This is a genomic window from Bisbaumannia pacifica, from assembly GCF_007989625.1.
In the GTDB taxonomy this organism is placed as follows: domain Bacteria; phylum Pseudomonadota; class Gammaproteobacteria; order Pseudomonadales; family Halomonadaceae; genus Bisbaumannia; species Bisbaumannia pacifica.
In genome coordinates this window covers 18,978-45,845 of the sequence record NZ_BJUK01000023.1, presented here as the reverse complement: position 1 = coordinate 45,845, position 26,868 = coordinate 18,978, and the positions used below count along the sequence as shown (strand labels likewise).

Here is a 26,868-nt window from a genome sequence, read left to right as displayed (position 1 = left end):
GCACCGCCGGTGGTGCCTCTCGTGTGGATAACCCGGGCCTGTGACGATACAATGGCCGGTCATTCGACAACTGCATGGTGAGGTCGCGTGTCCGTCGCTCTTTGGCAACAGTGTCTGGATTACCTGCAGGACGAGCTGAACTCGCAGCAGTTCAATACCTGGATTCGTCCCCTGCAGGCGGAGGAAGGCGAGTCCAATGAGCTGCGCCTGCTGGCTCCCAATCGCTTCGTGCGCGATTGGGTCAGCGACAAGTACATCAAGCGCATCAATGAACTGCTGCGTGAGCTGGCCTCGGGCAAACCGCCCAAGGTGAGTCTCACGGTGGGCAGCCGCGGCAGCGTGCCCAGCCCGCAGCCCCGCAACCTGGGGACCCCGGTCTCGGCGACGCCTCGCCGTCCCAGTGCCCCGGCGGTGAAGACACCGCCCCGCGGCGACGACTATGCCGACGAGCGGGAGATCGAGGCCCTCGAGGAGAAGGCCCCGCGCCGCGGCGAGCGGCAGGTGCAGGTGGAGGGTAGCCTCAAGCACTCCAGCGGCCTCAACCCCAACTTCACCTTCGAGACCTTCGTCGAGGGCAAGTCGAACCAACTGGCTCGAGCCGCCTCCCGCCAGGTCTCCGAGAACCCCGGCGGGGCCTACAACCCGCTGTTTCTGTATGGCGGCGTGGGCCTGGGCAAGACCCACCTGATGCATGCGGTGGGCAATGCCCTGGCCGGGCGTCGCGAGAACGCCAAGGTGGTCTACCTGCACTCCGAGCGCTTCGTGGCCGATATGGTCAAGGCGCTGCAGCTCAATGCCATCAACGACTTCAAGCGCTTCTACCGCAGCGTCGACGCCCTGCTGATCGATGATATCCAGTTCTTCGCCGGCAAGGAGCGGTCCCAGGAGGAGTTCTTCCACACCTTCAATGCCCTGCTCGAGGGCGGCCAGCAGATGATCCTCACCTCGGATCGCTATCCCAAGGAGATCAGCGGGGTAGAGGAGCGCCTCAAGTCGCGCTTCGGCTGGGGGCTGACGGTGGCCATCGAGCCGCCGGAGCTGGAGACGCGGGTGGCGATCCTGATGAAGAAGGCCGATCAGGCCAAGGTCGATCTGCCCCACGACGCGGCCTTCTTTATCGCCCAGAAGATCCGCTCCAATGTGCGCGAGCTGGAGGGGGCGCTGAAGAAGGTGATCGCCGACTCCCACTTCATGGGCAAGCCGATCACCCAGGACTTTATCCGCGAATCCCTCAAGGATCTGCTGGCCCTGCAGGACAAGCAGGTGGGGGTCGACAATATCCAGCGCACCGTGGCGGAGTACTACAAGATCAAGCTAGCCGATCTGCTCTCCAAGCGGCGCTCCCGTTCGGTGGCCCGGCCGCGGCAGATTGCCATGGCGCTGGCCAAGGAACTGACCAACCATAGCCTGCCGGAGATCGGCGATGCCTTCGGCGGTCGCGATCACACCACGGTGCTGCATGCCTGCCGCAAGGTGCAGTCATTGCAGGAAGAGAGCGCGGATATCCGCGAGGATTACAAGAACCTACTGCGTTTGCTGACCAGTTGAGGCCAGGCGCCAGGCAAGGCGCGATGATTGGCCGTCATCCCATTCCAGGACAAGTGGAGCCCCCATGAAATTTTCCATCTCCCGCGAAGCCCTGCTGCGTCCGCTGGCCCTGGTCGCTGGCGTCGTGGAGCGGCGCCAGACCCTGCCGGTGCTGTCCAATGTGCTGATCCAGGTGGACGAGGCCCAGCAAGTGGCCCTGACCGGCACCGACCTGGAGGTCGAGCTGATCGGGCGTACCGCCGCCTCCCAGGTGGAGGCCCCCGGGGCGGTCACCGTGCCGGCCCGCAAGCTGATGGACATCTGCAAGTCGCTGCCGGACCAGGCCGAGCTGCACTTCGCCCTCGAGGAGGGGCGCGCGGTACTGCGCAGCGGGCGCTCCCGCTTCACCCTCTCGACCCTGCCGGTGGCGGAGTTCCCGAGCATCGAGGAGGGGCAGGGCAGTACCGAGCTGAGCCTGCCGCGGGGCACCCTCAAGCAGTTGATCGATGCCACCGCCTTCGCCATGGCCCAGCAGGACGTGCGTTACTACCTCAACGGCATGCTGCTGGAGCTGAAGGACAACCTGGTGCGCACCGTGGCCACCGATGGTCACCGCCTGGCGGTCTGCTCGCGGCCCGCCGATATCCAGGTCGCTCCGGCCCAGAAGCTGATCGTGCCGCGCAAGGGGGTGCTGGAGTTGGCGCGCCTGCTGGACGGCAGCGACGAGCCGGTGACCCTGACCCTGGGGGCCAGCCATGTGCGCGCCCATACCGGCGATTTCACCTTTACCTCCAAGCTGGTGGACGGCAAGTTCCCGGATTACGAGCGGGTGGTGCCCCGGGGGGGCGACAAGGTCTTCTTGGCCGACCGCGCCGAGCTGCGCCAGGTCCTGTCGCGTACCTCCATCCTCTCCAACGAGAAGTATCGTGGCGTACGCCTGCTGCTGGAGGAGGGCAACCTGCGGGTCATGGCCAACAACCCCGAGCAGGAAGAAGCCGAAGAGAATGTGGCCGTGGAATATAGCGGCAACACCCTGGAGATCGGCTTCAACGTCGGCTACCTGATCGACGTGCTCAACACCGTCGATGACGAACGGGTGCAGATGACCCTCTCCGACCCCAACAGCAGCGCCCTGCTGGAGCAGCCCGGGGGCGGTGATGCCATGTATGTGGTCATGCCGATGCGGCTTTAATCGGCTGATTTTTCAAGTTTTTTTGTCGCCTTTTCGAGAGGCGGCGAGCCCTGACGATGGCCATCGAGCGTCTCGCCTTCAGCGGCCTGCGTAACCTCGAGCCCCTCGAGATGCGCCCGCAGCCCGGGATCAACCTGATCCTCGGCCCCAACGGCAGCGGCAAGACCAGCCTGCTGGAGGGCATTCATGTGCTGGGCATGGGGCGCTCTTTTCGCACTCAGCAACTGCGTCACGCCATCGCCCATGACCAGCCCGCCTTGACCCTGCATGCCCGCCTGTCGGGTGATCTCGCCCTGGGCGTACGTCGCCAGCGCGATGCCAGCGAGCTGGAGCTACGCCTGGGCGGCGAGCGGATCGCCCGCCTGGCGCAGCTGGCCGAGGCCCTGCCCTTGCAACTCATCAATCCCGATGCCTTCCGCTTGCTGGAGGGAGGGCCGGCGGCGCGTCGAGAGTTTCTCGACTGGGGCGTGTTTCACGTGAAACATGGCTTCATGGAAGTGTGGAAGGGGGTGCGGCGGGCCCTGAAACATCGGAATGCCCTGCTCAGACATGATAGAATCGATCGACGCTCCCTCGATAGTTGGGAGCATGAGTTGGTGCGCTGGAGCGAGTGCCTGGACGAGTTGCGCCGTGCCTATATGGACGACTTCCTGCCGGTCTTCGACGAGACCCTCAAGGAGTTGCTGCCGCTGCCGGGTCTCGAGCTACGTTATTCCCGTGGTTGGGACAAGCGCCGGCCGTTGGCCGAGCTCCTGCACCAGGGGCGAGACACCGACCGCCAGATGGGCTTTACCCAGCAGGGGCCCCAGCGCGCCGATCTGCGTATCCGCCTCAAGCGGCGGCCGGCGGTGGAGGTGCTCTCCCGCGGCCAGCAGAAGCTGGTGGTCAGTGCCATGAAACTGGCCCAGGGACGGGTGCTGGAGGCGATGACCGGCCGCACCTGCCTTTATTTGATCGACGATCTACCCGCGGAGCTGGATGCGGGTCATCGCGAGATGTTCTGCCACTGGCTGTCGTGTCTGGACTGTCAAGCATTCATCACCAGTGTCGAACCCCAGGCACTCGCCGGACGCTGGCGACCGGAGACCCCGGTCGCCATGTTTCACGTGAAACAGGGCCGGCTAGAGTTCCAGGCGACGGAATGAAAAGACTTCACATGATGGAGTAGTCAATGAGCGAACAGGCTTACGACTCATCGAGCATCAAGGTCCTCAAGGGCCTGGATGCGGTACGCAAGCGCCCCGGCATGTATATCGGCGACACCGACGATGGCACGGGCCTGCACCACATGGTCTTCGAGCTAGTGGACAACTCCATCGATGAGGCACTGGCGGGACACTGCAGCGAGATCCGGGTGGTGATCCATCCGGACGAATCGATCACCGTCAGCGATAATGGCCGCGGTATCCCCACCGATATCCACGAGGAGGAGGGGGTCTCGGCGGCGGAAGTGATCATGACCGTGCTCCACGCCGGCGGCAAGTTCGATGACAACTCCTACAAGGTCTCCGGCGGCCTACACGGCGTGGGGGTCTCGGTGGTCAACGCCCTCTCCGAGGAGCTCAAGCTGACTGTCTGGCGTGCCGGCCAGGTTCATGAACAGATCTATCGCCACGGCGTGCCCGAGGCGCCCCTGAGCGTGGTGGGCAAGACCGAGCAGAGCGGTACCCGGGTCCACTTCCGCCCCTCGCCGGAGACCTTCGCCAATATCGAGTTCCACTACGATATCCTGGCCAAGCGCCTGCGCGAGCTCTCCTTCCTCAACTCGGGGGTGGCGATTCGCCTGATCGACGAGCGTAGCGGCAAGGAAGAGCTGTTCCACTACGAGGGGGGCCTCAAGGCCTTCGTCAATCACCTCAATACCAACAAGAGCACGCTCAACTCGGTCTTCCACTTCAACGTGGAGCGCGAGGACGGGGTCGGTGTCGAGGTGGCGATGCAGTGGAACGATACCTTCGCCGAGAATATCTTCTGCTATACCAACAACATTCCCCAGCGCGATGGCGGCACCCACCTGGCGGGCTTCCGGGCGGCGCTGACCCGTACCCTCAATGGCTATATCGAGGCCGAGGGTTTACTCAAGAAGGCCAAGGTAAACACCTCCGGCGACGACGCCCGGGAGGGCCTGACGGCGATCATCTCGGTCAAGGTGCCGGATCCGAAGTTCTCCTCCCAGACCAAGGAGAAGCTGGTCTCCTCCGAGGTGAAGACCGCGGTGGAGCAGGAGATGGGGCGGCTCTTCTCCGAGTACCTGATCGAGCATCCCAACGAGGCCAAGGCGGTGGTCAACAAGATGCTCGACGCCGCCCGGGCCCGGGAGGCGGCGCGCAAAGCCCGCGACATGACCCGCCGCAAGGGTGCGCTGGATATCGCCGGCCTGCCCGGCAAGCTGGCGGATTGCCAGGAGAAGGATCCGAGCCTCTCCGAACTCTACCTGGTGGAGGGTGACTCCGCCGGCGGCAGCGCCAAGCAGGGGCGCGATCGCCGTACCCAGGCGATCCTGCCGCTCAAGGGTAAGATCCTCAACGTAGAGAAGGCGCGCTTCGACAAGATGCTCTCCTCGGCGGAAGTGGGCACCCTGATCACCGCCCTGGGCTGCGGCATCGGCCGGGAGGAGTTCAACCCGGACAAGCTGCGCTACCACTCCATCATCATCATGACCGATGCGGACGTGGACGGCTCGCATATCCGTACCCTGCTGCTGACCTTCTTCTTCCGTCAGATGTCGCAGCTGATCGAGCGGGGCCATGTGTTTATTGCCCAGCCGCCGCTCTACAAGATCAAGCGTGGCAAGCAGGAGAGCTACCTCAAGGACGAGCAGGCGCTCACCGATTACCTCACCGCGACCGCCTTGGACGGTGCTCGCCTCTGCGTCAATGCCGACGCGCCTGGCATCGCCGGCGAGCAACTCGAGGCGCTGGTCAAGCAGTATCGCGATGTGATGAATCGCATCGATCGCCTGTCTCGGGTCTATCCCATCGAGGTGCTGCGCAAGATGGTGCACGCCGCGGTCCTCAATGGTGACGAGAGCCTTCGCGATCGTGGCACCATGCAGCAATGGATCGATGGCCTGCAGGCGGAGATGGATGCCATGGTGGCCTACGAGGGCGGGCCCCGTTATGTCTTCCAGCTCCATGAGGACAGCGAGCGGGGCTTCTACCTGCCCAAGGTGTCGCTGATCGCCCATGGGGTGACCACCGACTACATTTGGGGCAACGACTTCTTCGGCAGCGCCGATTACCGCGCCATGGCCGCCCTGGGCGAGACCCTGGACGGTCTGCTGGAGGAGGGCGCCTACGTGGCCCGCGGCGAGCGCCAGCGGCCGGTGGCGACCTTCTACGAGGCCCTGGAGTGGCTGATGAAGGAGGCCCAGCGCGGCTTCTCCATCCAGCGCTACAAGGGGCTGGGGGAGATGAACCCCGACCAGCTGTGGGAGACCACCATGAACCCGGACACCCGGCGCATGTTGCGGGTCTCCATCGAGGATGCGGTGGCCGCCGATATGATGTTCAACACCCTGATGGGCGACGAGGTGGAGCCGCGTCGCGACTTTATCGAACGCAATGCCCTGGTCGCCAACCTCGATGTGTGATCCCGGTTGCGTCGGGCGCTCGAAGCCTTAAGCTGGAAGTCGGAAGAAACATCGCCCCCATGGCCTGGCCATGGGGGCGATTTCGTTTAGGCAACTTGTACCTATGGCGCCTGTTCGGCCAGTAGCCAGTCGACGAAGGCGGCCAGATCAGCGAAGACGCGGGGCTCACTGCCGCGGGCGGCGAGCTCCGGATGCTTGGCCAGGGTGCGCTCGCCCTTGCCGGTCCTGACCAGCACGCGGTGACATCCTTGCGTCTCACCGGCCTGCAAATCGCGCAGGCTATCGCCCACCATCCAGCTCCCCTCCAGGCTGTCGAGATCCAGGGCATCGCGGATCTGCTCGAGCAGGCCGGGCAGCGGCTTGCGGCAGTCGCAGTCGTCGTCGGGACCATGGGGGCAGTAGGCGATATGCGCCAGCTCCCCGCCGGCCGCGGCGACTCGACGCCGAAGCTCCGCGTGCATCTCTCCCAGGGTGGCCTCGCTATAGTAGCCCCGGGCGATGCCCGACTGGTTGGTGGCCACCGTCACCGTCCACCCCGCCCGGCAGAGGCAGCCGATGGCGGCGATGGCGCTGGGGTAGGGGAGGAACTCCTCCAGGGACTTCACGTAGGCATCGGAGTCCTGGTTGATTACGCCATCGCGATCGAGAATGACCAATCGGTCGGGGGAGGGCATGGGCATCGCGTCCTCATGGCTGTCGTTAGGTGGTGGGGAGTGTTTCACGTGGAACATCGCCTGCCAAGTCGGCTAGTCGGTTCTGGCGCCGGCGGTGTTTCACGTGAAACGCCCGGATGGGCGGAGTGAATAGAAAAGGGCCGGCGAGTCACACTCGCCGGCCCTTGGTCTTGCGGGGGCTCTGCTTACTGCTGGAGTTCGGCGATATCCGCCACTTCCAGGAACAGCGCCTGGAGGTCGGCGAGCAGGGCCAGGCGATTGGCGCGTACCGCCGGCTCCTCGGCCATCACCATCACCTCGTCGAAGAAGGTGTCGACGGGCTCGCGCAGGGCCGCCAGGCGGTCCAGGGCGGCGCTGTAGTCGGCGGCCCGGAACAGCGGGGCCACCTCCTCGCGGCGAGCCGCCAGGGCCTGGTGCAGCACCTGCTCGGCATGTTCCTGCAACAGCTCGGGGTTCACCCGGGTGCTACCGTCATGTTCCTGCTTGGCGAGGATATTGGAGACCCGCTTATTGGCGGCGGCCAGGGCCGTGGCCTCGTCGCGGGCGGCGAAGCCGTGCACGGCGCGCATGCGGCGGGCGAAGTCCAGGGGCTTGGTAACCGGGCGGGCACGCACCGCCAGGTAGCTCTCCACCGCCATGCCCTCGTCCTGGGCCCAGGCACGGAAGCGCTCGAGCATATAGTCGAGCACCAGATCCACCAGGCCCTCGACCTTGGGCAGCTCGCCATGCTGCTCCACCGCCAGGCTCAGCAGCTCGCGCAGGTCGAGATCCAGCTCGCCCTTGACCAGGATATTGAGCACGGCGATGGCGGCGCGGCGCAGGGCGAAGGGGTCCTTGGTGCCGGTGGGGCGCTGACCGATGCCGAAGATGCCGGTCAGGGTGTCGAGGCGGTCGGCCAGGGCCACGGCCTGGCCGGTCTGGCTCTGGGGGATCTCGTCGCCGGCGTTGCGCGGCAGGTACTGCTCGTAGAGGGCCCGGGCCACGGCTTCGGGCTCGCCATCCTGGCGCGCGTAGTAGCAGCCCATGATGCCCTGCAGCTCGGGGAACTCCAGCACCATCTCGGTGACCAGGTCGCACTTGGCCAGCTGGGCGGCACGCTCGGCATGCAGGGGGTCGCCGCCGATGCGCTCGGCGATATGCCGGGCCACCACCGCGGAGCGGTCGGCCTTGTCGGCCAGGGTGCCCAACTGCTGCTGGAAGACCACGCTGGCCAGGCCGTCGCGGCGCTCGGCCAGCGGCGTCTTGCGGTCGGTGTCGTAGAAGAAGGCGGCGTCGGCCAGGCGCGGGCGGATCACCCGCTCGTTGCCTTCGATCACCTGCTGGGGATCCCGGCTCTCGATATTGGCCACGGTGATAAACAGCGGCTTGAGCTTGCCGTCGCTGTCCAGCAGGTGGAAGTACTTCTGGTTGGCCTTCATCGAGGAGATCAGGCACTCCGGCGGCACCTCCAGGAAGCGCTCGTCGAAGCTGCCGGTCAGGGCCACGGGCCACTCCACCAGGCCGCTGACCTCGTCGAGCAGCGCCTCGTCGATCACCGCCTCGGCCTCCTGGCACTCCGCCTCGGCCAGTACCTGCTCGCGGATACGCTCGCGACGCTTGTGGCGATCGGCCAGCACATAGGCCTCTTCCAGGGTCGCCAGGTAGCCGTCGGCCTGGGCCAGTTCGATGGCCTCGGGGGCATGGAAGCGATGGCCATAGGTGGTGCGGGAGGCGGTGAGGCCGAGGATCTCGGCCTCCACCACGGCGTCGCCATAGAGCATCACCAGCCAGTGCACCGGGCGCGAGAACTCGATGCGCGAGGCGCCCCAGCGCATGTTCTTGGGCACCGGCAGGGCGGTGATCGCCTTGTCGGCGATGCCCGGCAGCAGGGCGGTGGTGGCCTCACCCTGCTGCTGTTCCCGGTAGCCGAGCCAGGTGCCCTTGTCGGTCTCCAGGTGGATCAGCTCGTCGACGCCGACGCCGCAGGAGCGGGCGAAGCCCTCGGCGGCCTTGGTGGGCTGGCCGTCCTTGAAGGCGGCGGCCAGGGCCGGGCCGCGGCGTTCGACTTCGCGGTCCGGCTGCTTGTCGGCGAGCTCGAGAATCTCCACCGCCAGGCGGCGGGGGGTGGCGTGGGCGCGGATGGCGCCGAAGTCGATCTCGGCGTCGCTCAGGCCACGACGCAGGCCTTCGGCCAGGGCCTCGGCGAGGCTATCGATGGCACCGGGAGGCAGTTCCTCGACACCGAGTTCCAGCAAGAAAGTAGAGGATGCCATGCTCAAGCGTCTCCCTGTTCGTCGGCCAGCAGTTCACGGCGCAGGGCCTCGGGGGCCATGGGGAAGCCGGCGGCCTTGCGTGAGTCGTAGTAGGCGTGGGCCACGTCCCGGGCCATGGTGCGCACCCGCAGGATATAGCGCTGGCGTTCGGTGACCGAGATGGCGTGGCGGGCGTCCAGCAGGTTGAAGGTGTGGGAGGCCTTCAGCACCTGCTCGTAGGCGGGCAGCGGCAGGCCGGCCTCGAGCAGCTTGGCGCACTCCTTCTCCTGGTGATCGAAGGCATTGAACAGCGCCGGCACGTCGGCGTGCTCGAAGTTGTAGGCGGACTGCTCGCGCTCGTTCTGCAGGTAGACGTCGCCATAGGTGACTCGGGAGCCGTCTGGGGCGATGGTCCAGACCAGGTCGTAGACGCTGTCCACGTCCTGCAGGTACATGGCGATTCGCTCGAGGCCATAGGTGAGCTCGCCGGTGACCGGGAAGCACTCGATGCCGCCGGCCTGCTGGAAGTAGGTGAACTGGGTCACCTCCATGCCGTTGAGCCACACCTCCCAGCCCAGGCCCCAGGCGCCCAGGGTCGGTGATTCCCAGTTGTCTTCCACGAAGCGGATATCGTGTACCAGGGGGTCGATGCCCAGGCGCTTCAGGGACCCCAGGTAGAGGTCCTGGAGGTTCTTGGGCGAGGGCTTCATCACCACCTGGAACTGGTAGTAGTGCTGCAGGCGGTTGGGGTTCTCGCCATAGCGGCCGTCGGTGGGGCGGCGGGACGGCTGCACATAGGCAGCGTTCCAGGTCTCGGGGCCGATGGAGCGCAGGAAGGTGGCCGGGTGAAAGGTGCCGGCACCGACTTCCATATCCAGCGGCTGCATGACCACACAGCCCTGTTCGGCCCAGTATTGCTGCAGGGCGAGGATCAGGCCCTGGAAGGTTTTCGCGTCAGGCGTCGACTCTGTCATTGGTGAAGCACCGGTTGGCCCATGAATTCACAAGGCGTCAAGTATACAATCAGTGGGGAATCGGTTATAGGCACCCGGGCAAGTTGGTCCGCGGCGCCGGCCCGGACGATAGAGGACTCAAGCGATGATCGTAGTAACAGGCGGGGCCGGCTTTATCGGCTCGAATCTGGTCAAGGCCCTGAATGCCCGCGGCCACCAGGACGTGATGGTGGTGGACGACCTCTCCGACGGCACCAAGTTCGTCAACCTGGCCGACTGCACCCTGGGTGACTACCTGGACAAGGATGACTTCCGGCGTCGCGCCGAGGCGGAGCTCGCCGGTGGGCCGGCGACCCTGCCGACCATCGAGGCGATCTTCCACGAGGGGGCCTGCTCCGACACCACCGAGTGGGACGGCCGCTTCATGCTCGACAACAACTTCGAGTATTCCAAGGTGCTGCTGCACTTCTGCCAGCAGCGTGGCATCCCCTTCCTCTACGCCTCCTCGGCGGCCACCTATGGCGGCAGCGAGGTGTTCGTGGAGGCGCCGGAGCACGAGAAACCGCTCAACGTCTACGGCTACTCCAAGCTGCTCTTCGATCAGTACGTGCGCGCTCGCTGGGATCAGTTCACCAGTCAGGTGGTGGGCTTCCGCTACTTCAACGTCTATGGCCCCCGGGAGCAGCACAAGGGCAAGATGGCCAGCGTCGCCTATCACCACCATACCCAGGTGAGCGCCGGCCAGGACCTCAAGCTGTTCGGTGCCTGGGACGGCTATGAGGCGGGCATGCAGAGCCGCGACTTCGTCTATGTGGGCGACGTGGTCGACGTCAACCTATGGTTCCTCGATCACCCGGAGCGCTCCGGCATCTTCAACCTGGGCAGCGGCCGCGCCGAGCCCTTCAAGGCCATCGGCGAGGCGGTGATCGACTACTACGGCCGCGGCAAGATCGAGTACATCGACTTTCCCGAGGAGCTCAAGGGGCGCTACCAGAGCTACACCCGTGCCGATATCTCGCGGCTGCGGGAGGCCGGCTATGACGCCGAGTTCAAGAGCGTGGCCCAGGGCGTGCGCGCCTACCTGGAGTGGCTGAATGGCTAGCGCCGAGGCCACCGGGGGGCCGCGCATCCTGGTGGTCGGCCCCTCCTGGGTCGGCGACATGGTGATGGCCCAGAGCCTGTTCATGACCCTCAAGGCGCGCCACCCCGGTTGCCGCATCGGCGTGGTGGCGCCGCCCTGGTCGCTGCCGATCCTCGAGCGCATGGCCGAGGTGGACGAGGCCCATGGCCTGGAGGTGGGGCATGGGCAGTTCGGCTGGGGTGCGCGTCGAGCCCTGGCCGCCCGGCTCAAGGGGCACTTCGATCGTGCCATCGTCCTGCCGCGCTCCCTGAAGTCGGCCCTGGTACCCTTCCTGGCGCGCATTCCCCGGCGCACCGGCTTCACCGGCGAGCAGCGCTATGGCCTGCTCAATGATCGTCGGCGCCTCGACAAGGCGGTACTCGATCAGACCGTGAAGCGCTTCGTGGCCCTGGGGATGCCCGCCGAGGCGGCCGCCGCTGGGGACTTCCCGATCCCGCGACCGCGGTTGGCGGTGGATGCCGATAACCTGGTGGAGCTGCGCCTGGCCCAAGGCCTGTCGTCGCGGCCCGCCATCGGCATGATGCCGGGGGCCGAGTATGGGCCCGCCAAGCAGTGGCCCCTGGCACACTTCCGGGCCCTGGCCGAGGCGTTGGTAGAGCGAGGCTTCGAGGTGCGGGTGCTGGGCGGCCCCAAGGACGTGGAGGCCGGCGAGACGATCGGCGCCGGGCTCGAGCATGCCCATAACCTGTGCGGCAAGACCCGGCTGGCGGATGCGGTGGACCTGCTCGCCGATTGCCGCCAGGTGGTGACCAACGACTCCGGCCTGATGCATGTGGCGGCGGCGGTGGGGACCCGAGTGCATGCCCTCTACGGCTCCTCTTCGCCGGCCTATACGCCGCCGCTGACCGGCAACGCCGAGATCCATACCCTGTCCCTCGAGTGCTCGCCCTGCTTTCAGCGTACCTGTCCCCTGGGACATACCCACTGCCTGACCCGGATGGCCCCCGAACGCCTGCTGGCGGCCCTGCTCGCCGAGCCCTTCGGGGGCGAGGGTTAAAGCGGCGGCATCTCTCCCGCGGGCTTGTCCCGGGGCATTTCCGTGACCTGCTCCACGCCACCCGAAGCGGCGTCCTCGTCGCCCTGGGCCCTGGGCCGCGGGGCCAACCCCTCCCAGAGACGCTGCTGCAGGGCACGCTCCTGGGTCAGGCGCCGGTTGATCTCCTCGACCCCGTGGCGTTCCACCAGGTTGAGGGTCGGCGCCAGTAGGGAGACGCCCAGGCCGGCCCGGTGCTGGGGCAGGTCGTAGCCCATGGCCTCCAGCAGGGTGGGGTAGAGGTCCAGGGTCGAGGCCTGCCGCTCGATGCGGGTCGCCTCGACGCCCGGCCCCAACAGCATGAAGGTGTTGTCCCGCTCGCCGAGGACCAACTGGTCCCAGGCCGAGACCCGCATGCTGAGGTGATCGCTGGCGATCATCACCAGGGTGTCGTCCAGCAGGCCCCTGGCCTCCAGGCGTTCCAGGAAGTCGCGGGTCAGCCAGGCGGTGCACTCCACCGAGTAGAGGATATCCACGCCATCGAATTCGCCCTGGCGCTCCCGGCAGCGCCGGGACGGGTAGCCATTGGGGGCATGGCTGCCCAGGGTCAGCATGACCAGGCCCCAGGGGCCTGGTTCGGCTTCCAGGGCGTCGATTTCCTGCATGGCGATGTCGAAGAGGGTGTCGTCGTAGAGCCCCCAGCTGTTGAGGTAATCCGGGTCGGTCAGGCGCGGGGTCAGCGCTTCGCGGCCCAGCACCCGATCGAAGCCATGCCCCTCGTAGAACAGGCCCTTGCCGGCGAAGTCGGTGCTGGCGCCGCCCAGGTAGGTGAGGCGATAGCCCTCCTCGCTCAGCAGGTCGCCCAGGCAGTCGACCCCGGGGGCCACCGCCTCCAGGGGTTCGAACTGGCGGTCATGCAGCAGGCCGGCGGGCATCAACGGCACCCCGCACTGGCTGGCGATCATCCCGGCCATGGTCCAGCCGGTATTGTCGAGCTGGCGCACCCCCGCGAAGACGCTGCCCCGCGCGCCGAGCCGATCCAGGTCGGCATAGGCATCGCCGAAGCGCTCCCGGTCGGCATAGGTGCGCTCGAGGCTCTCCAGATAGATCACCAGCAGATTGGGGGGAGAGGCCGGGCGGCCCTGGAGCACGGGCTGCTGATAGCGGCGGTCGAGCCAGGCGCCGTCGTCCTCCACCACGATGGCCGCGCCGCGCTGCCCCAGGCCGAAGAGCAGGGGATTGCCGGCCACCAGGGCCAGCATCAGTACCTTCTCCCACAGTCGCCAGCGCCTGTCGGTGCGAATCAGCCAGGTGAAGGCCACCAGGCTCAGCAGGCCCGCCAGAGTATAGAGGATGGCCGCGGTGATGCGCCCGGCGCCGCCGTGCTCGGAGATGCCCGCCTGCAGGTGGAAGAAAACCGCCCCCAGGTCGACGATGCCGAAGCCATGGGAGAGGTAGAGGTAGACCCACCACAGGGCCAGGGGCAGCAGCGACCAGGGCCAGACGCGTCGATAGCGAGCATGGCGGGGCGCTCCCCAGCCCAGCCTGGCGGCCAGGCCCAGCCACAGGCCGGCGATGGGCAGCAGGCTGAACCAGGGGATCGGCAGCAGCACGCTCAGGGCGTGTCCCAGGCAGAGGCCCAGGAAGCCCAGGGCCCACCAGCGGGGGTGGCGAAAAGGATGGCTCAGCAGGGGGAGGCTCGATTTCAAGGCGGTTTCTCTGGCGGTTGAGGTGGGACCTGGAAGACTGCCGACTCCACTAGCGCATTCGGCAACCTCCTAGCCTAACAAGCTTCGCTACCGGGCTGGAGAGGGCGCGTTGCGATGGCCCCGGGGCCCCCTTACACTGGCGCCTTCCCCATCGTCGCGCAGGATCGTCCCATGTCGCTGGCCGCCGTACTCATCGTCAAGAACGAGGCCGAGCACCTCGCCGCCTGTCTCGATACCCTCACCTGGGTCGACGAGATCGTGGTGCTGGATGCCGGCAGCCAGGATGCCACTCGCGAGATTGCCGCCCGCTATACCGACAAGGTGGCGGTGGCGGCGGACTGGCAGGGCTTCGGTATCCAGCGTCGCCGGGCCGAGGCCCTGGTGGAGAGCGACTGGATCCTGATGGTGGATGCCGACGAAAGGGTCACCCCTGAGCTGCGCCGGAGCCTCCAGGCCGCCCTGGCCGAGGCGACCCCGGCGATCTACACCCTGGCGCGGCTCTCCTGGTGCTTCGGCGACTTTATTCGCCACTCTGGCTGGTACCCGGATCGGGTCGCCCGCCTCTATCCCCGGGGCCGCGCCGGTTATAACGATGCCCTGGTGCACGAGAAGCTGGAGAATCCCGAGAGCCTGCCGGTCAAGGCGCTCGCCGGAGACCTGCTCCACTTCACCTACCGTGACCTGCGCCACTACCTGGAGAAGTCGGCCCACTACGCCCAGGCCTGGGCGGAGCAGCGAGCCGCCCGGGGCAAGCGCGGCAGCCTGGGGGCGGGGGTGGTGCACGGCATCGGCTGTTTCCTGCGCATGTACCTGCTCAAGGCGGGCTTCCTGGACGGGCGCCAGGGGCTGCTGTTGGCGCTGCTCTCGGCGCACTCCACCTTCGCCAAGTATGCGGACCTCTGGGTACGGACCCGCACTAGCCCGCCGCCCGGCGATACCTCCGATAGTCACTAACGGCCGAAGGGCGAAGGTCCTTCGCCGCTCTCCAGGATCACCGCCGAGTTCCGATGGTTAATTATTCTTCGCTTTTGTCTTGCTGATGGATCCGCTCGGCGATGGCCTCGGCGGCCGCTTGCAAGTCGATCCGCGACATCTCGGTCTCCTGACCCGGCAGGGCCGGCGGGCTGAAGGCCAGTCGATGCTCCGCCCGGTTACAGGTCTGCCAGCGCAGCGGCGTCGCCGAGCGCTTGGCGGGATAGAACCCCGCCGTGGGGCGATCCAGGCAGCCGGCGATATGCAGCGGGCCGGTGGAGCCGGCGATAAACAGGTCCGCCGCCATCAGGGTCCTGGCGAAGGCGGCCAGGTCGGGGCGCGCGGGCACCCGATGGGCCTCGAGGCCCGCGTCACCCAGATCCTGGGCCAGGCCATCGGCGGCGGCCTCCTCGCCGGGGCCGGCGGTGAGCAGCCAGAGGGGCGGGTGGGTCAGGCGGGCGGAGACGCCGACCGCCAGGTCGCGATACTGTGCCGCCGTCAGGTTGACCGCCGAGCCGCCGCTGCCCGGGTGGAGGAAGAGCCAGGGGCGCTCGGAGGCCAGGCCCAGCTCGTCACCGAGCCGTTGGCGCTGGGCCTGGCGCTCCGCGGCAGGCAGTGGCCAGTAGGGGGGCGCCACCTCCGGCGTGACCTGCCCCAGCTCGCGCTGCAGGGCGCGGGCGAGCTCCAGGTTGTAGACGTACTCCGGTTTCTCGGAACGGGAGCGGCGCTGGGTGATCCGGCGGTTGTAGAATACCTGCGCCCACTTGGTGGCCGGCGCCAGGCGCAGGGGAATGCCCGCCCGCCAGCCCAACCAGCCGATACGTGGCGTGGAGAAGAGGGTCAGCAGGGCATCGAAGCGTCCCCGGCGCAGGGTGTCCAATAGCTCGCGCTGGGCACGACGCCCGGCGTGATCGCCGGGATCCACCAGCACCTCGTCCACCCAGGGGCAGGCCCGCGCCAGGGGCGCGGTATAGCCGGGCACCAGGACGGTGATATGGTTAGCGCCACTGGCCCGTTTAAGGCTCGCCAGGGCCGGCCAGGCGAGCATGAAATCGCCCAGCTTGTCGTTGCGCACCACCAGGATGCGCCGCGGGGAGGCGGTGGCATCGGTCATCGGCGGGCCCGGATCCCGGCTTGGCAACGAAGGAGACGACCTTGTCCCACAAGGTAATGCATATCTGCCTCTCTGAAGGGTGGGGTGGACTGGAAATGTACCCGGCACGGATGATCCCCGAGCTCGAACGCCAGGGCTGGCAGGCCCACGGCCTGGCGTTGGCGGGTTCCCGGGTGGCGGCCAGCCTCGAGGAGGCCGGCATCACGCCCTTGACGGTGCCCTCCCGGGGGCGCGCCCTGCTGGCGGCGCCGCGGATCCTGCGCTACCTGAAGCACCATGATATCCGCGTGGTGCATTGTCACAAGTCCAGCGACCTGCGCCTGGCCGCCCTGTTGGCCACTCTCTGGCCCGCCCTGCGCCTGGTGTTCACCGAGCACATGGGGGTGACCCGGCCCAAGAAGGGGCCCTACCACCGCTGGGCCTACGGCAAGCTGAGCGGGCTGCTCTCCATCAGCGAGGCGACCCGGGCCCGTAACCTCAAGGCCTTCGCGCTGCCCCCGGAACGCATTCGGCGCCTCTATCTGGGCATCGACACCGCGCCCTATCGGCCGCGGCTGACGGCGCGAGAATGCGCTACCCTGAGCGGCGAACTGGGCATTGCCGACGGCGCCATCGCCATCGGCCTGCCGGGGCGGCTGACGCCCGGCAAGGGCCAGGAACTGTGGCTGGAGGCCCTGGCGGAACTGGCGCGGCTGGCGCCGGCGCTACGCTTCCAGGGCGTGCTGATCGGCGGCCTCGAGGCCAGCGAGGGCAGCGACGAAGCCTATGTGGCGCGGCTGCGCTCGCGTATCGCCGAGCTGGCCCTGGGCGAGCGCGTCACCCTGACCGGCTTTCGTCGCGACCTGCCGCGGCTGATGGAGGCCCTGGACGTGGTCTGCGTGCCCTCGGTGAACGAGGCCTTCGGCCTCACCGTGATCGAGGCGATGGCCGCCGGCAAGGCGGTGATCGGCGCCGACAGCGGCGCCATCCCCGAGCTGTTGCCGCCGACGTGTGGGCGCCTGGCGCCACCGGATTCGCCCCTGGCCTGGGCCGAGGCCCTACGCGAGCTGGCCGAGGATGCCGGCCTGCGCCGGGCCCTGGGGAAGGCCGCCGCGGAGCGGGTTGCCCAGGAGTTCGAGATCAGTGCACATATCGCTGCCCTGACGGCGATTTATCGGGACATAGAAACGGAGAAGGCACCATGAAGGCCTGGGTGGAGAAGGGCGGGTATCTGAATGAGCGCGGGCGGCGCTGGCTATCGGCACTGGATCCGCAGGAGGTGCGCCGAATCCTAGTGATTCGCCAGTGCGCCTTCGGTGACATGATGGCGGCGCGCCCCTTCCTGGTGGAGCTGCGTCGCGTCTTCCCGCGGGCCCATATCACCCTGAGTACGGTCAGCCGCTATCAGTACGCCCTACCGAGGGACCTGATCGACGAGGTGCATGTGCTGGATGGCGAAGGCTTCCTGGCCGAGCAATGGCGCTCGCTGCGCGAGCCGGGGCGCTATGACGTGCTCTTCGACCTGGCCGACACCTCCCGCTCCCGGCTGCTCAGCCTGGTGACCCGGGCGCGGGTCAAGCTCGGCTTTCCCTATCGCCAGGTCTTTAATCGGCTGCTCTTCGATGTGGGGATCCTGCGTTCCGACTTCCACTATGAGGCGGAGATCCTGCTCGATTTCCTCAAGATCATGGGGCATAAGCCGCAGTATCCGCTGGAGTTCTCCCTGCCTCGCCATCGGCCAGGGGAGGCGCGCCACCGCATCGTCTATTTCCCCTATGCGGCGGTGAGCCGCAAGTCCCTCTCTCGAGAATCCTGGGCGGCGTTGATCGATCAGGCCGCCATCCGTTTCCCCGGCTATCAGCATGTGCTGCTGGAAGGGAACAAGGCGGAAGAGAGCGGTGACTTCCTGATGGATATCGCCGGTCGGCATGCCAATGTCTCGGTGCAACGGCGCCTCGACCTGGATGCCCTGGCGCCCTTCCTCGCCGAGAGCGCGCTGCTGGTCTCCGGGGACACTGGGGTCAGGAACCTGGCCCTGGCCACTCATACGCCGACGCTGGGGATCTTCTATATGACGGTACCCTTCCGCTACTGGCCCCACTACGAGGCGTGCCACGAGGCGGTCTTCCATCGTGACGGCCGGGTGCCCGAGACAAGCGATATCCTGGGCACGCAGGAGTCCCTGTTGTCGCGCCTCTACTCCGCGTAACCGCGGCGAATGGCGGCCATGGCCTCGGGGACGCCGAATTTCTTCAGCGAGCGCTCCAGGCGTTGCAGGTTGCGTTCGCGCCAAGGGCCGGGGTGGCGCAGGCGGCAGCGGTCGAGGTCGATCAGCCACACCTGGCCGGTCTCGTCCACCAACAGGTTGCGGGCATTGAGGTCGACGTGATCCAGCCCCGCCCGATGAAACTGGCGGATGGTGCGGCCGACCCGCGCCAGCAGGCAGGCGTCGGCGCGGGTCAGGCGTTCGGCCAGGGCCTTGGCGCCGGGCAGGCGCACCGTAATCAGTGCCGCCTCGTAGGTCAGGCCATGGCGCCAGAGGCAGGCCGCCACCGGCCGCGGTACCGGCAGGCCCCGCTCATGGAGTGCCGCCGTCAGGCGCAGTTCGCGGAAGGCACGACTGCGCGCCTCGCCGGTCCACAGGTAGCGCGCCTCGCTGAGCCGGGCGATCAGCCCGCCGCGGCGATAGGGACGCAGTACCCACTCCTCGGGGCCCGCCTCGAGAAACAGGCTGGCGCCCCGCCCCGGGGCCTGGCCGACCACCGCCTGACGGGCCTCCCAGAAGGCGCCCTGGAACCAGGTAGGCGTTGGTGCGCTGCCGGGGCCGATTTGTGGCCCGGGGGCGGCGTCACTTAAACTGTCGGCATCATATAGAATGACCGCCTTTTCCGTTCGGGATATAGCCAACCGCATGAAGCATCCTCTGCCCGCCCACCCCGAGCACCTTTGCGTGCTGCGGCTCTCCGCCCTGGGCGATGTCTGCAACCTGGTGCCGACGGTGCGTGCCTTGCAACGCCAGTGGCCCGGCGTGCGCATCACCTGGATCATCGGCAAGGGCGAGCACAGTCTACTGGCCGGCCTCTCCGGGGTCGAGTTCGTGGTCTACGACAAGGCCACCGGCCTGGCCGGTATGCGCGCCATCTGGCGCCAACTGCGCGAGACCCGCTTCGATGCCCTGCTGCACATGCAGCAGGCGGTGCGCGCCAGCGTGCTCTCCCTCGGCCTCAAGGCCCGGGTACGCATCGGCTACGACCCGGCCCGCGCCAAGGACAAGCAGCATTGGTTCGTGCAGCGTCACCTGGCGCCCCATCCCCGCGCCCATGTGCTCGACTCCTTTATGGACTTCGCCCGCCTACTGGGCGTGCAGGACAGCTCCCTGACCTGGGACCTGCCGATTCCCGAGGCCGCCGTGGGCGAGGCTCGTCGGCTCACCGGCGAGGCGCCCTATCTGCTGATCAGCCCCTGCAGCAGCGCGCGGCTGCGTAATTTCCGCAACTGGTCGGCCGAGGGCTTCGCCGCGGTGATCGATCACGCCTGGCATCAATATGGCCTGAAAACCGTGCTCACCGGCAGCGACACGCCCCAGGAGCGGGAGATGGCCGAGCAGATTCGCCGGCTGTGCCAGGACGAGGTGCTGATCGATGCCATCGGTGCCACCTCCCTCAAGGGACTCCTGGCGCTGATCGACCGGGCGCGGGTGGTGGTCGCCCCCGATTCCGGCCCGGTGCATATGGCCAACGCCCTCGATACTCCGGTGGTGGGGCTCTTCGCCACGACTAACCCGGAGCGGGCCGGCCCCTATCGGTGGCGCGACTCGGTGGTGAATCGCTACCCCGAGGCGGTACGCACCTACCTGAACAAGGACCCCGAGGCGCTGGAATGGGGCCAACGGGTGCGCCACCCGGACGCCATGTCCCTGATTCGTGCCGAGGACGTGATCGCGCGTCTCGACGCCCTGCTATCGGAGCCAAGGAATGAAGCTTGATCTGACCGCCCTGGAACAGGCCCGCCTGCTGGTGGTGGGCGATGTCATGCTGGATCGCTACTGGCACGGCGGCACCTCGCGTATCTCCCCCGAGGCGCCGGTGCCGGTGGTCAAGGTGGGCGAGAGCGAGGACCGCCCCGGCGGCGCCGCCAACGTGGCGCTGAATATCGCCTCCCTGGGGGCCCAGGCCGAACTGGCCGGCCTGGTGGGCGATGACCACAACGCTAGCCTGCTGAGCGAGCGCCTGGAAGACGCCGGAGTGAGTGTTCACTTTCAGCGCAGCGCCGAGATTCCGACCATCACCAAGCTGCGGGTGATGAGCCGCAACCAGCAGCTGATTCGCCTCGACTTCGAGGAGGGGCTCTGCGAGGTGGATACCGGCGAGCTGGGCGAACGGGTCGCCGCACGCCTGGCGGAGGTCGGCCTGGTGATCCTCTCCGACTACGGCAAGGGTACCCTCAACCGGGTCGAGGCGCTGATCGACGCGGTGCGCGCCGCCGGCAAGCGGGTACTGGTCGACCCAAAGGGTAGCGACTTCCGCAAGTATCGCGGGGCCAGCGTGATCACCCCCAACCTCACCGAATTCGAGGCGGTGGTGGGGCCCTGTCGCGACGACGCCGAGCTGGCCGCCAAGGGCGAGGCGCTGCGCCGGGAGCTCGATCTCGAGGCGCTGCTGATCACCCGCAGCGAGAAGGGCATGACCCTGATCCGCGCCGATCACGAGCCCCTGCACCTGCCCACCCGGGCCCGGGAGGTGTTCGATGTCACCGGCGCCGGCGATACCGTGATCGGCGTGCTGGGCCTGGCGCTGGCCGCCGGCCACGGCTTCCCCGAGGCCATGACCCTGGCCAACCTGGCCGCCGGCCTGGTGGTGGCCAAGCCCGGCACCGCGACCCTCTCCATCGCCGAGCTCTACACCGCCCTGCACGGCGACAAGCTGGCCGAGTTTGGCATGATCGAGGCACCGGCCCTGACGGAGGCGGTGCGCGCCGCCCAGGCCCGCGGCGAGCGGGTGGTGATGACCAACGGCTGCTTCGATATCCTGCATGCCGGCCATGTGGCCTACCTGGAGCAGGCCCGTAAGCTGGGCGACCGCCTGATCGTGGCGGTCAACGACGACGCCTCCATCGCCCGCCTCAAGGGCCCCAAGCGCCCCATCAATCCCCTGGTGCGGCGCATGCAGGTCCTGGCCGGCCTGGGCGCCGTGGACTGGGTGGTGCCCTTCGCCGAGGATACCCCCGCCGAGCTGATCGGCCGGGTGCTGCCGGACGTGCTGGTCAAGGGCGGCGACTACCGCCCCGAGGAGATCGCCGGCGGCGAGGCGGTGATTGCCCACGGCGGCGAGGTCAAGGTGCTGGGCTTCGAGGACGGGGTCTCCACCACCGCGATGATCTCCACCATCCTCGATCGCGAGGACTAGGCGGATGCCGACCGAGCCCGGGAAGCGCTGATGGGCTGGCCTCGCTGGCTCTATTCGGCGGCTCTCTATGGCCTGGCACCGCTGATCTGGCGACGGGTGTGGCGTGAGTCACTGCTCACTCACCCGCGCCGCCAGCGTCTGGGGTGGATTCCCCCGTCGCCTCCCGGCGAGCGGGTCACCTGGCTACACTGCGCCTCCCTGGGCGAGGTGGTCGCCGCCCGCCCGCTGATCGAGGCCTTGGCTCGCCCCGGCGAGCGCCTGGTGATCACCACCATGACCGCCACCGGGGCCCAGCGCGCCCTGGCCCTGGCCGAGCAGCTCACCGAGGCAGGTCGGGGCCGGGTGGGGCACGTTTTCCTGCCCCTGGACTTTCCCGGCGCGGCGCGGCGTTTCGTGTCCCGGCTGCGCCCGTCACGAGCACTGTTCTTCGAGACCGAGCTGTGGCCCAATCTGTTGGCCACCTGCCATCGCCGCGGGGTGCCGGTGGCGGTACTCAATGGTCGCCTCTCCCCCCGAGCCTTCCACGGCTATCGGCGCCTGCGCCCCTTGATGCACGAAGCCCTGAGTAGCGTCGACTGGCTGGCCGCCAAGTCGGCGGCGGATGCCGAGCGCTTCCGGGCCCTCGGCATGGCCGCCGAGCGAACCAGCATCGTGGGCTCCCTGAAGTTCGATATCCGTCCGGATGAGGCCCTACGCGAGGCGAGTCGGCGCTTACGTACCCGGCTGGGCGAGCGCCCGGTCTGGGTGGCCGGCTCGACCCATGAGGGCGAGGACGAGCAATTGCTGGGCGCCCATGCCCGGCTGCGCGAGCAGTATCCCCAGGCGCTGCTGATCCTGGTGCCCCGTCATCCCCAGCGCTTCGACGCCGTGGCCGAGCTCTGCGAGCGTCGGGGCCTGTCTACCGCCCGGCGCTCCCGGGAGGAGGCGGTGGATGGCGAGACGGCGGTCTACCTGGGCGATACCCTGGGCGAGCTGATGACCCTCTACGCGGCGGGGGACCTGGCCTTCGTGGGGGGCAGCCTGGTGCCGGTGGGTGGTCATAACCTGCTGGAGCCGGCGGCCCTGGGGGTGCCGGTGCTGAGCGGCCCGGCCCTGGCCAACTTCGAGGAGGTCGCCGAGGTGCTGCGCGAGGCCGAGGCCCTGGAGGAAGTGGCGGATGGCACGGCCTTGGCCGAGCGGTTGGCGGCGCTCTTCGCCGATGAACCGAGGCGCCAGCGCCTCGGTGAGGCGGGGCGTCGCGTGGTGGCCGCCAATCGTGGCGCCCTGGCACGCACCCTGGAAGGGCTCGCAAAGCCGCCCTTCCAGAGTCAGTAGGCGCTTACTCCTGTGGGCTGAGTCGTTCGACACCCTTGTCGATACCCAGCAACAGAAAACTTTCGAGAGTCGCGCCCGGGGCGCTATCGCTATCGTCGATCAGGCCGGGGGCAGCCGCTCTACGCCGGTCTCGGTGCCGAGTAATAGCACATCCGCGCCGCGGGCCGCGAAGAGGCCATTGGTGACCACCCCGACGATGGCATTGAGGCGGGCCTCCATGGCCACCGGGTCCTCGATCATAAAGTCATAGCAGTCGATGATCTGGTTGCCGTTATCGGTGACCACGCCCTCCCGATAGACCGGGTCCGCGCCTAGCTTGACCAGTTCCCGGGCCACATAGGAACGGGCCATGGGAATCACCTCGACGGGCAGCGGAAACGCGCCCAGGGTGGCCACCCGCTTGGAGGCGTCGGCGATACAGATAAAGCGCTCGGCGCAGGCGGCGACGATCTTCTCCCGGGTCAGGGCCGCGCCGCCCCCCTTGATCATATGCAGGTGAGCGTTCACTTCGTCGGCACCGTCGATATAGAAGGGCACGCTGCCGGTCGAATTGAGCTCGAAGACCTCGATGCCATGCCCCTTGAGGCGCTCGGCGCTGGCCTCGGAACTGGCCACGGCACCGGCGAAGTCGTCGCGCAGCCGGGCCAGCTGATCGATAAAGAGATTGGCGGTGGAGCCGGTGCCGATACCCAGCACGGTGTCGCGGTGCAGATGGGGGCGGATCTCGTCGATGGCGGCGGCGGCCACGGCGGCCTTGAGTTCGTCTTGGGTCATGGGAGCGGGTCCATGGGGCTGGATGAGTGTGGGCCCATTATAAGGCAGTGGGAGCGGAGACCACATGGGTATCACTGCCGGCGCGCAGCCCCTTCCCGCCAGGGGCTGCCGTGGGGGAAGTCGTCTCCTGCTTTCGTCGGTGGCAGGCATATCCCTAGACCGTTAGGCAAGAGGCGGTGCGTGAATTCAGGAGCGAAGGATTGGACCGCCATAAATTTTTGGTGCCTGTCTGGATGGAAGACACTTTGGAAGCGTGATCGAAAACGCAAGAGTTATATATATTATAAGAAATGTAAGAAGATGTGATTGTCAGGAGATGTGATTGTCAGGAGATGTGATTGTCAGGAGATGTGATTGTCAGGCCGGGAAGTGAGTTGCTCGGTATGGGCAATTTTTTGCCTAATCTTAATTAGATTCTGTCGGAGCTCATGGGTGGGGATCGACTAGCAAGATACCCTATAACGGTTATCTTGTAGGAGATTTGCCATGTTTTCTGTAGAAAAATCCTGGCGATACCTGTGAGACTATCGATTTCGGCAAGATGTCTGGAAAAATAATCCATATATTTCATAGATTTATTTTTAATTCCTAATATTGTTGAATTTGATAGGTCGGCTAGCTGCGCCTTCCCCCCCCTCCTGCACAGTGGAAATCAATGCTGCTATCATCGCGCAACTGAGAAAAGTTGCGATCCGCTGTCACCGCTCGGCTCTGCGCGGCCTGTGGCGGATTCTTATTTCTGTAAATAACAAAAAGTTGCTGTTGGCTCGTTTCTTAGCGGGGCCAGCAGCAATTTTTTGCCGATACAAATCACGGATAGACGCACCAGGTTCGTCAGGGAGTTTGATCATGGCCAAAGAAGGCACCGTCGCACCGAAGGAACGGATCAATATCAAGTATGTGCCCGCCACCGGCGACCAGCAGGCCGAGACCGAGCTGCCCCAGAAGCTGCTGATCGTCGGCGACTTCAAGGGGGGGGCGGAAGAGGCACCGATCGAGGAGCGCAGCACCGTCTCGGTGGACAAGAACAACTTCCAGTCGGTGATGCGCGAGGCCGGCCTGTCGCTGCAGACCAGCGTGCCCAACCGCCTCGCGGAGGGCGACGAGCCCGGAGATCTTCCGGTGGAGCTGGCCTTCCAGTCCCTCGCAGATTTCGCGCCCGATAGCGTCGCCCGCCAGGTCCCCGAGCTGCGCAAGCTGGTGGAGCTGCGCGAGGCCCTGGTGGCCCTCAAGGGCCCGCTGGGCAATGTCCCCGCCTTCCGCGACCGCCTGCAGCGCCTGCTGGAGAGCGACGAAGCGCGTCAACAGCTGCTGGCCGAGCTGGACCTGCTCGAGACCCGCGGCGACAACGCCTAACCCATCGCACGGCAACGGAACCGAGGCACGCTCATGACCGACACGGCACAACAGCAGCAACAGGCGACCCAGACCCAAGCCGAGGAGAGCCTCCTCGACCAGGTGATGGCCCAGACCCGCATGGCCCCCGCCGACGACGGCTACGATATCGCCAAGCAAGGCGTCGCCGCCTTTATCGGCGAACTCCTGCGCAGCGACGACGGCACCCCCCAGGTCAACAAGGCGGTGGTCGACCGCATGATCGTCGAGTTGGACCGCAAGATCGGCCAGCAGGTCGATGAGGTCCTTCACGATCCCTCCTTCCAACACCTGGAATCCGCCTGGCGCGGCCTGAAGCTGCTGGTGGATCGCACCGACTTCCGCGAGAACATCAAGCTCGATGTCCTGCACGCCACCAAGGAGGAGCTGCTGGAGGACTTCGAGTTCGCCCCGGAGCTTAGCCAGAGCGGCCTCTACCAGCACGTCTATGCGGCGGAGTACGGCCAGTTCGGCGGCGAGCCGGTGGCCGCCATGGTGGGCAACTACGACTTCTCGCCCTCGACCCCGGACATCAAGTTGCTGCAATACACCGCCGCCGTCGGTGCCATGGCCCATGCGCCCTTCCTCTCCTCGGTGGCGCCCAGCTTCTTCGGCATCGACAGCTTCGAGGAGCTGCCCAATATCAAGGACTTCAAGGCGATCTTCGAGGGGCCCAAGTACGCCCGCTGGCGCAGCCTGCGCGAATCCGAGGACGCCCGCTACCTGGGCCTGACCGCGCCGCGCTTCCTGCTACGCATGCCCTACGACCCGGTGGAGAACCCGGTCAAGAGCTTCAACTACCGGGAGACGGTGAGCGAGAGCCACGAGCACTATCTATGGGGCAACACCGCCTACCTGCTGGCCGAGCGCCTCAACGACAGCTTCGCCAAGTACCGCTGGTGCCCGAATATCATCGGCCCCCAGAGCGGTGGCGCCGTGGAGAACCTGCCGGTGCACACCTACGAGGCCATGGGTCAGCTGCAGGCCAAGATCCCCACCGAGGTGCTGGTCACCGACCGCCGCGAGTTCGAGATGGCCGAAGAGGGCTTCATCTCGCTGACCATGCGCAAGGGCAGCGACAACGCCGCCTTCTTCTCCGCCAACTCGGTGCAGAAGCCCAAGACCTTCCCCAACACCCCCGAGGGCAAGGCCGCCGAGACCAACTTCAAGCTCGGCACCCAATTGCCCTACATGTTCATCGTCAATCGCCTGGCCCACTACATCAAGGTGCTGCAGCGCGAGCAGATCGGTGCCTGGAAGGAGCGTCAGGACCTGGAGCGAGAGCTCAATGCCTGGATCCGCCAGTACGTGGCCGATCAGGAGAACCCGCCCGCCGACGTACGCAGCCGCCGGCCGCTGCGCGCCGCCTCCATCCAGGTCTCCGACGTGGAAGGCGATCCGGGCTGGTACCAGGTCTCCATGGCGGTGCGTCCGCACTTCAAGTACATGGGCGCCAACTTCGAACTGTCGCTGGTGGGTCGCCTCGACAAGGAGTGAGGGGCCCCGAGCCATGACGCATCCTCGTGATGGCCGGTCCCGCGGACGGCTCTTCGAGCGCCTGACGGCGCCTCCCGACGCGCCGAGCGCCGACTCCACCCTCGAGACGGTGGAGTCGGTCAAGCGCCACCTGGTCGACCTGCTCAACAGCCATCCGGGGCACAGCGAGTCCGCCCCGGAGCTGGGCCTGCTCGATTTCAACGATGCCACCATCGGTGTGCTGGACCTGGAACTCAACGTCCAGCGCGCCATCCGTCAGTGCATCGAGCGCTTCGAGCCGCGTATTCGCCGTGCCGAGGTGGAGTCGCTGCCCAATAGCGGCGCGCCGCTGCAGCTGCGCTTCCAGGTGCACGCCACCCTGGACCTCGGCGCCGACCAGGCGGAGGCCACCATCGACCTGCTGCTCAACGACAAGCGCTACCAGTGCCTGAACTGACCACCACCGCG

General features: G+C 66.9%; 22 protein-coding genes. 15 read left to right on the top strand and 7 right to left on the bottom strand.

What is annotated here, in order from left to right; translation table 11 throughout:
- The first annotated feature begins 87 nt into the window (after positions 1 to 87).
- The 4 genes from dnaA to gyrB all read left to right on the top strand — a co-directional run bounded on the left by dnaA (position 88) and on the right by gyrB (position 6,311).
- Positions 88 to 1,548 (top strand): chromosomal replication initiator protein DnaA, encoded by a 1,461-nt coding sequence (dnaA, locus tag HPA02_RS10950; protein WP_146803234.1) that lies wholly within the window; start codon positions 88 to 90, stop codon positions 1,546 to 1,548.
- Between the two features lie 64 nt (positions 1,549 to 1,612).
- Positions 1,613 to 2,719: a DNA polymerase III subunit beta gene (dnaN, locus tag HPA02_RS10945; protein WP_146803233.1), complete on the top strand. Its 1,107-nt coding sequence runs from the start codon at positions 1,613 to 1,615 to the stop codon at positions 2,717 to 2,719.
- A gap of 56 nt (positions 2,720 to 2,775) precedes the next feature.
- Positions 2,776 to 3,864: a DNA replication/repair protein RecF gene (recF, locus tag HPA02_RS10940; protein WP_146803232.1), complete on the top strand. Its 1,089-nt coding sequence runs from the start codon at positions 2,776 to 2,778 to the stop codon at positions 3,862 to 3,864.
- 26 nt (positions 3,865 to 3,890) lie between these two features.
- On the top strand, positions 3,891 to 6,311 hold the full coding sequence (gene gyrB / locus HPA02_RS10935; protein ID WP_146803231.1) for a DNA topoisomerase (ATP-hydrolyzing) subunit B: 2,421 nt from the start codon (positions 3,891 to 3,893) through the stop codon (positions 6,309 to 6,311).
- 101 nt (positions 6,312 to 6,412) lie between these two features.
- On the opposite strand, the gene gmhB is transcribed toward gyrB, so the two are convergent.
- The 3 genes from gmhB to glyQ form a co-directional block, all read right to left on the bottom strand.
- A complete protein-coding gene (gmhB, locus tag HPA02_RS10930; protein ID WP_146803230.1) occupies positions 6,413 to 6,985 on the bottom strand; it encodes a D-glycero-beta-D-manno-heptose 1,7-bisphosphate 7-phosphatase in 573 nt (190 codons plus the stop codon).
- 185 nt (positions 6,986 to 7,170) lie between these two features.
- Positions 7,171 to 9,237, bottom strand: coding sequence for a glycine--tRNA ligase subunit beta (gene glyS, locus HPA02_RS10925; RefSeq protein ID WP_146803229.1), 2,067 nt, complete (start codon positions 9,235 to 9,237; stop codon positions 7,171 to 7,173).
- Between the two features lie 2 nt (positions 9,238 to 9,239).
- Complete coding sequence (gene glyQ / locus HPA02_RS10920) at positions 9,240 to 10,190, bottom strand: glycine--tRNA ligase subunit alpha (RefSeq protein WP_146803228.1); 951 nt, start codon at positions 10,188 to 10,190, stop codon at positions 9,240 to 9,242.
- Positions 10,191 to 10,314: 124 nt separating this feature from the next.
- Here glyQ and rfaD point away from each other — a divergent pair, with 124 nt between their 5' ends.
- Together rfaD and waaF are read left to right on the top strand one after the other, a co-directional pair.
- A complete protein-coding gene (rfaD, locus tag HPA02_RS10915) occupies positions 10,315 to 11,271 on the top strand; it encodes an ADP-glyceromanno-heptose 6-epimerase (protein WP_146803227.1) in 957 nt (318 codons plus the stop codon).
- On the top strand, positions 11,264 to 12,307 hold the full coding sequence (gene waaF / locus HPA02_RS10910; RefSeq protein WP_146803226.1) for a lipopolysaccharide heptosyltransferase II: 1,044 nt from the start codon (positions 11,264 to 11,266) through the stop codon (positions 12,305 to 12,307). The genes rfaD and waaF overlap by 8 nt, the downstream gene beginning before the upstream one ends.
- Here waaF and HPA02_RS10905 read toward each other — a convergent pair.
- Positions 12,304 to 13,992 (bottom strand): sulfatase-like hydrolase/transferase, encoded by a 1,689-nt coding sequence (locus tag HPA02_RS10905; protein WP_244945912.1) that lies wholly within the window; start codon positions 13,990 to 13,992, stop codon positions 12,304 to 12,306. The genes waaF and HPA02_RS10905 overlap by 4 nt on opposite strands.
- A 171-nt stretch (positions 13,993 to 14,163) precedes the next feature.
- Here HPA02_RS10905 and HPA02_RS10900 point away from each other — a divergent pair, with 171 nt between their 5' ends.
- On the top strand, positions 14,164 to 14,946 hold the full coding sequence (locus tag HPA02_RS10900; protein WP_146803225.1) for a glycosyltransferase family 2 protein: 783 nt from the start codon (positions 14,164 to 14,166) through the stop codon (positions 14,944 to 14,946).
- 61 nt (positions 14,947 to 15,007) lie between these two features.
- Here HPA02_RS10900 and HPA02_RS10895 read toward each other — a convergent pair whose 3' ends face one another.
- Positions 15,008 to 16,078, bottom strand: a complete 1,071-nt coding sequence (locus HPA02_RS10895) for a glycosyltransferase family 9 protein (protein WP_146803224.1) — start codon at positions 16,076 to 16,078, stop codon at positions 15,008 to 15,010.
- A 41-nt stretch (positions 16,079 to 16,119) separates the two neighbouring features.
- On the opposite strand from HPA02_RS10895, the gene HPA02_RS10890 reads away from it, so the two are divergent.
- Together HPA02_RS10890 and HPA02_RS10885 are read left to right on the top strand one after the other, a co-directional pair.
- Positions 16,120 to 17,262, top strand: coding sequence for a glycosyltransferase family 4 protein (locus HPA02_RS10890; RefSeq protein WP_244945911.1), 1,143 nt, complete (start codon positions 16,120 to 16,122; stop codon positions 17,260 to 17,262).
- The gene (locus tag HPA02_RS10885; RefSeq protein ID WP_146803223.1) at positions 17,259 to 18,266 is read left to right on the top strand and encodes a glycosyltransferase family 9 protein; all 1,008 of its coding nucleotides are present in this window, start codon (positions 17,259 to 17,261) and stop codon (positions 18,264 to 18,266) included. The genes HPA02_RS10890 and HPA02_RS10885 overlap by 4 nt, the downstream gene beginning before the upstream one ends.
- Here HPA02_RS10885 and HPA02_RS10880 read toward each other — a convergent pair.
- Positions 18,254 to 18,970 carry a 3-deoxy-D-manno-octulosonic acid kinase gene (locus HPA02_RS10880; protein WP_146803222.1) on the bottom strand — a complete coding sequence of 239 codons (717 nt, stop codon included), beginning with the start codon at positions 18,968 to 18,970 and terminating at the stop codon, positions 18,254 to 18,256. The genes HPA02_RS10885 and HPA02_RS10880 overlap by 13 nt on opposite strands.
- Here HPA02_RS10880 and HPA02_RS10875 point away from each other — a divergent pair.
- Genes HPA02_RS10875 through waaA form a run of 3 tightly spaced genes read left to right on the top strand, consistent with a single transcriptional unit; the run spans position 18,969 to position 22,776 of the window.
- Positions 18,969 to 20,042 (top strand): glycosyltransferase family 9 protein, encoded by a 1,074-nt coding sequence (locus tag HPA02_RS10875; RefSeq protein ID WP_146803221.1) that lies wholly within the window; start codon positions 18,969 to 18,971, stop codon positions 20,040 to 20,042. The two genes, HPA02_RS10880 and HPA02_RS10875, sit on opposite strands and share 2 nt — an antisense overlap.
- Positions 20,032 to 21,462, top strand: a complete 1,431-nt coding sequence (hldE, locus tag HPA02_RS10870; protein ID WP_146803220.1) for a bifunctional D-glycero-beta-D-manno-heptose-7-phosphate kinase/D-glycero-beta-D-manno-heptose 1-phosphate adenylyltransferase HldE — start codon at positions 20,032 to 20,034, stop codon at positions 21,460 to 21,462. Before HPA02_RS10875 ends, hldE begins: the two co-directional genes overlap by 11 nt.
- Before the next feature lie 30 nt (positions 21,463 to 21,492).
- Positions 21,493 to 22,776: a lipid IV(A) 3-deoxy-D-manno-octulosonic acid transferase gene (gene waaA / locus HPA02_RS10865; RefSeq protein WP_146803219.1), complete on the top strand. Its 1,284-nt coding sequence runs from the start codon at positions 21,493 to 21,495 to the stop codon at positions 22,774 to 22,776.
- A gap of 99 nt (positions 22,777 to 22,875) precedes the next feature.
- Here the strand turns inward: waaA and rpiA are convergent, their stop codons facing one another.
- Entirely contained in the window at positions 22,876 to 23,550 is a 675-nt protein-coding gene (gene rpiA / locus HPA02_RS10860) for a ribose-5-phosphate isomerase RpiA (RefSeq protein ID WP_146803218.1), read from the bottom strand.
- An 849-nt stretch (positions 23,551 to 24,399) separates the two neighbouring features.
- On the opposite strand from rpiA, the gene tssB reads away from it, so the two are divergent.
- From tssB to tssE, 3 genes are read left to right on the top strand one after another with little or no spacing between them, the layout of a single operon-like run.
- Entirely contained in the window at positions 24,400 to 24,906 is a 507-nt protein-coding gene (gene tssB / locus HPA02_RS10855) for a type VI secretion system contractile sheath small subunit (RefSeq protein WP_146803217.1), read from the top strand.
- A 33-nt stretch (positions 24,907 to 24,939) separates the two neighbouring features.
- Positions 24,940 to 26,421 carry a type VI secretion system contractile sheath large subunit gene (tssC, locus tag HPA02_RS10850; protein ID WP_146803216.1) on the top strand — a complete coding sequence of 494 codons (1,482 nt, stop codon included), beginning with the start codon at positions 24,940 to 24,942 and terminating at the stop codon, positions 26,419 to 26,421.
- A gap of 13 nt (positions 26,422 to 26,434) precedes the next feature.
- Complete coding sequence (tssE, locus tag HPA02_RS10845; RefSeq protein ID WP_146803215.1) at positions 26,435 to 26,857, top strand: type VI secretion system baseplate subunit TssE; 423 nt, start codon at positions 26,435 to 26,437, stop codon at positions 26,855 to 26,857.
- Positions 26,858 to 26,868 lie beyond the last annotated feature (11 nt).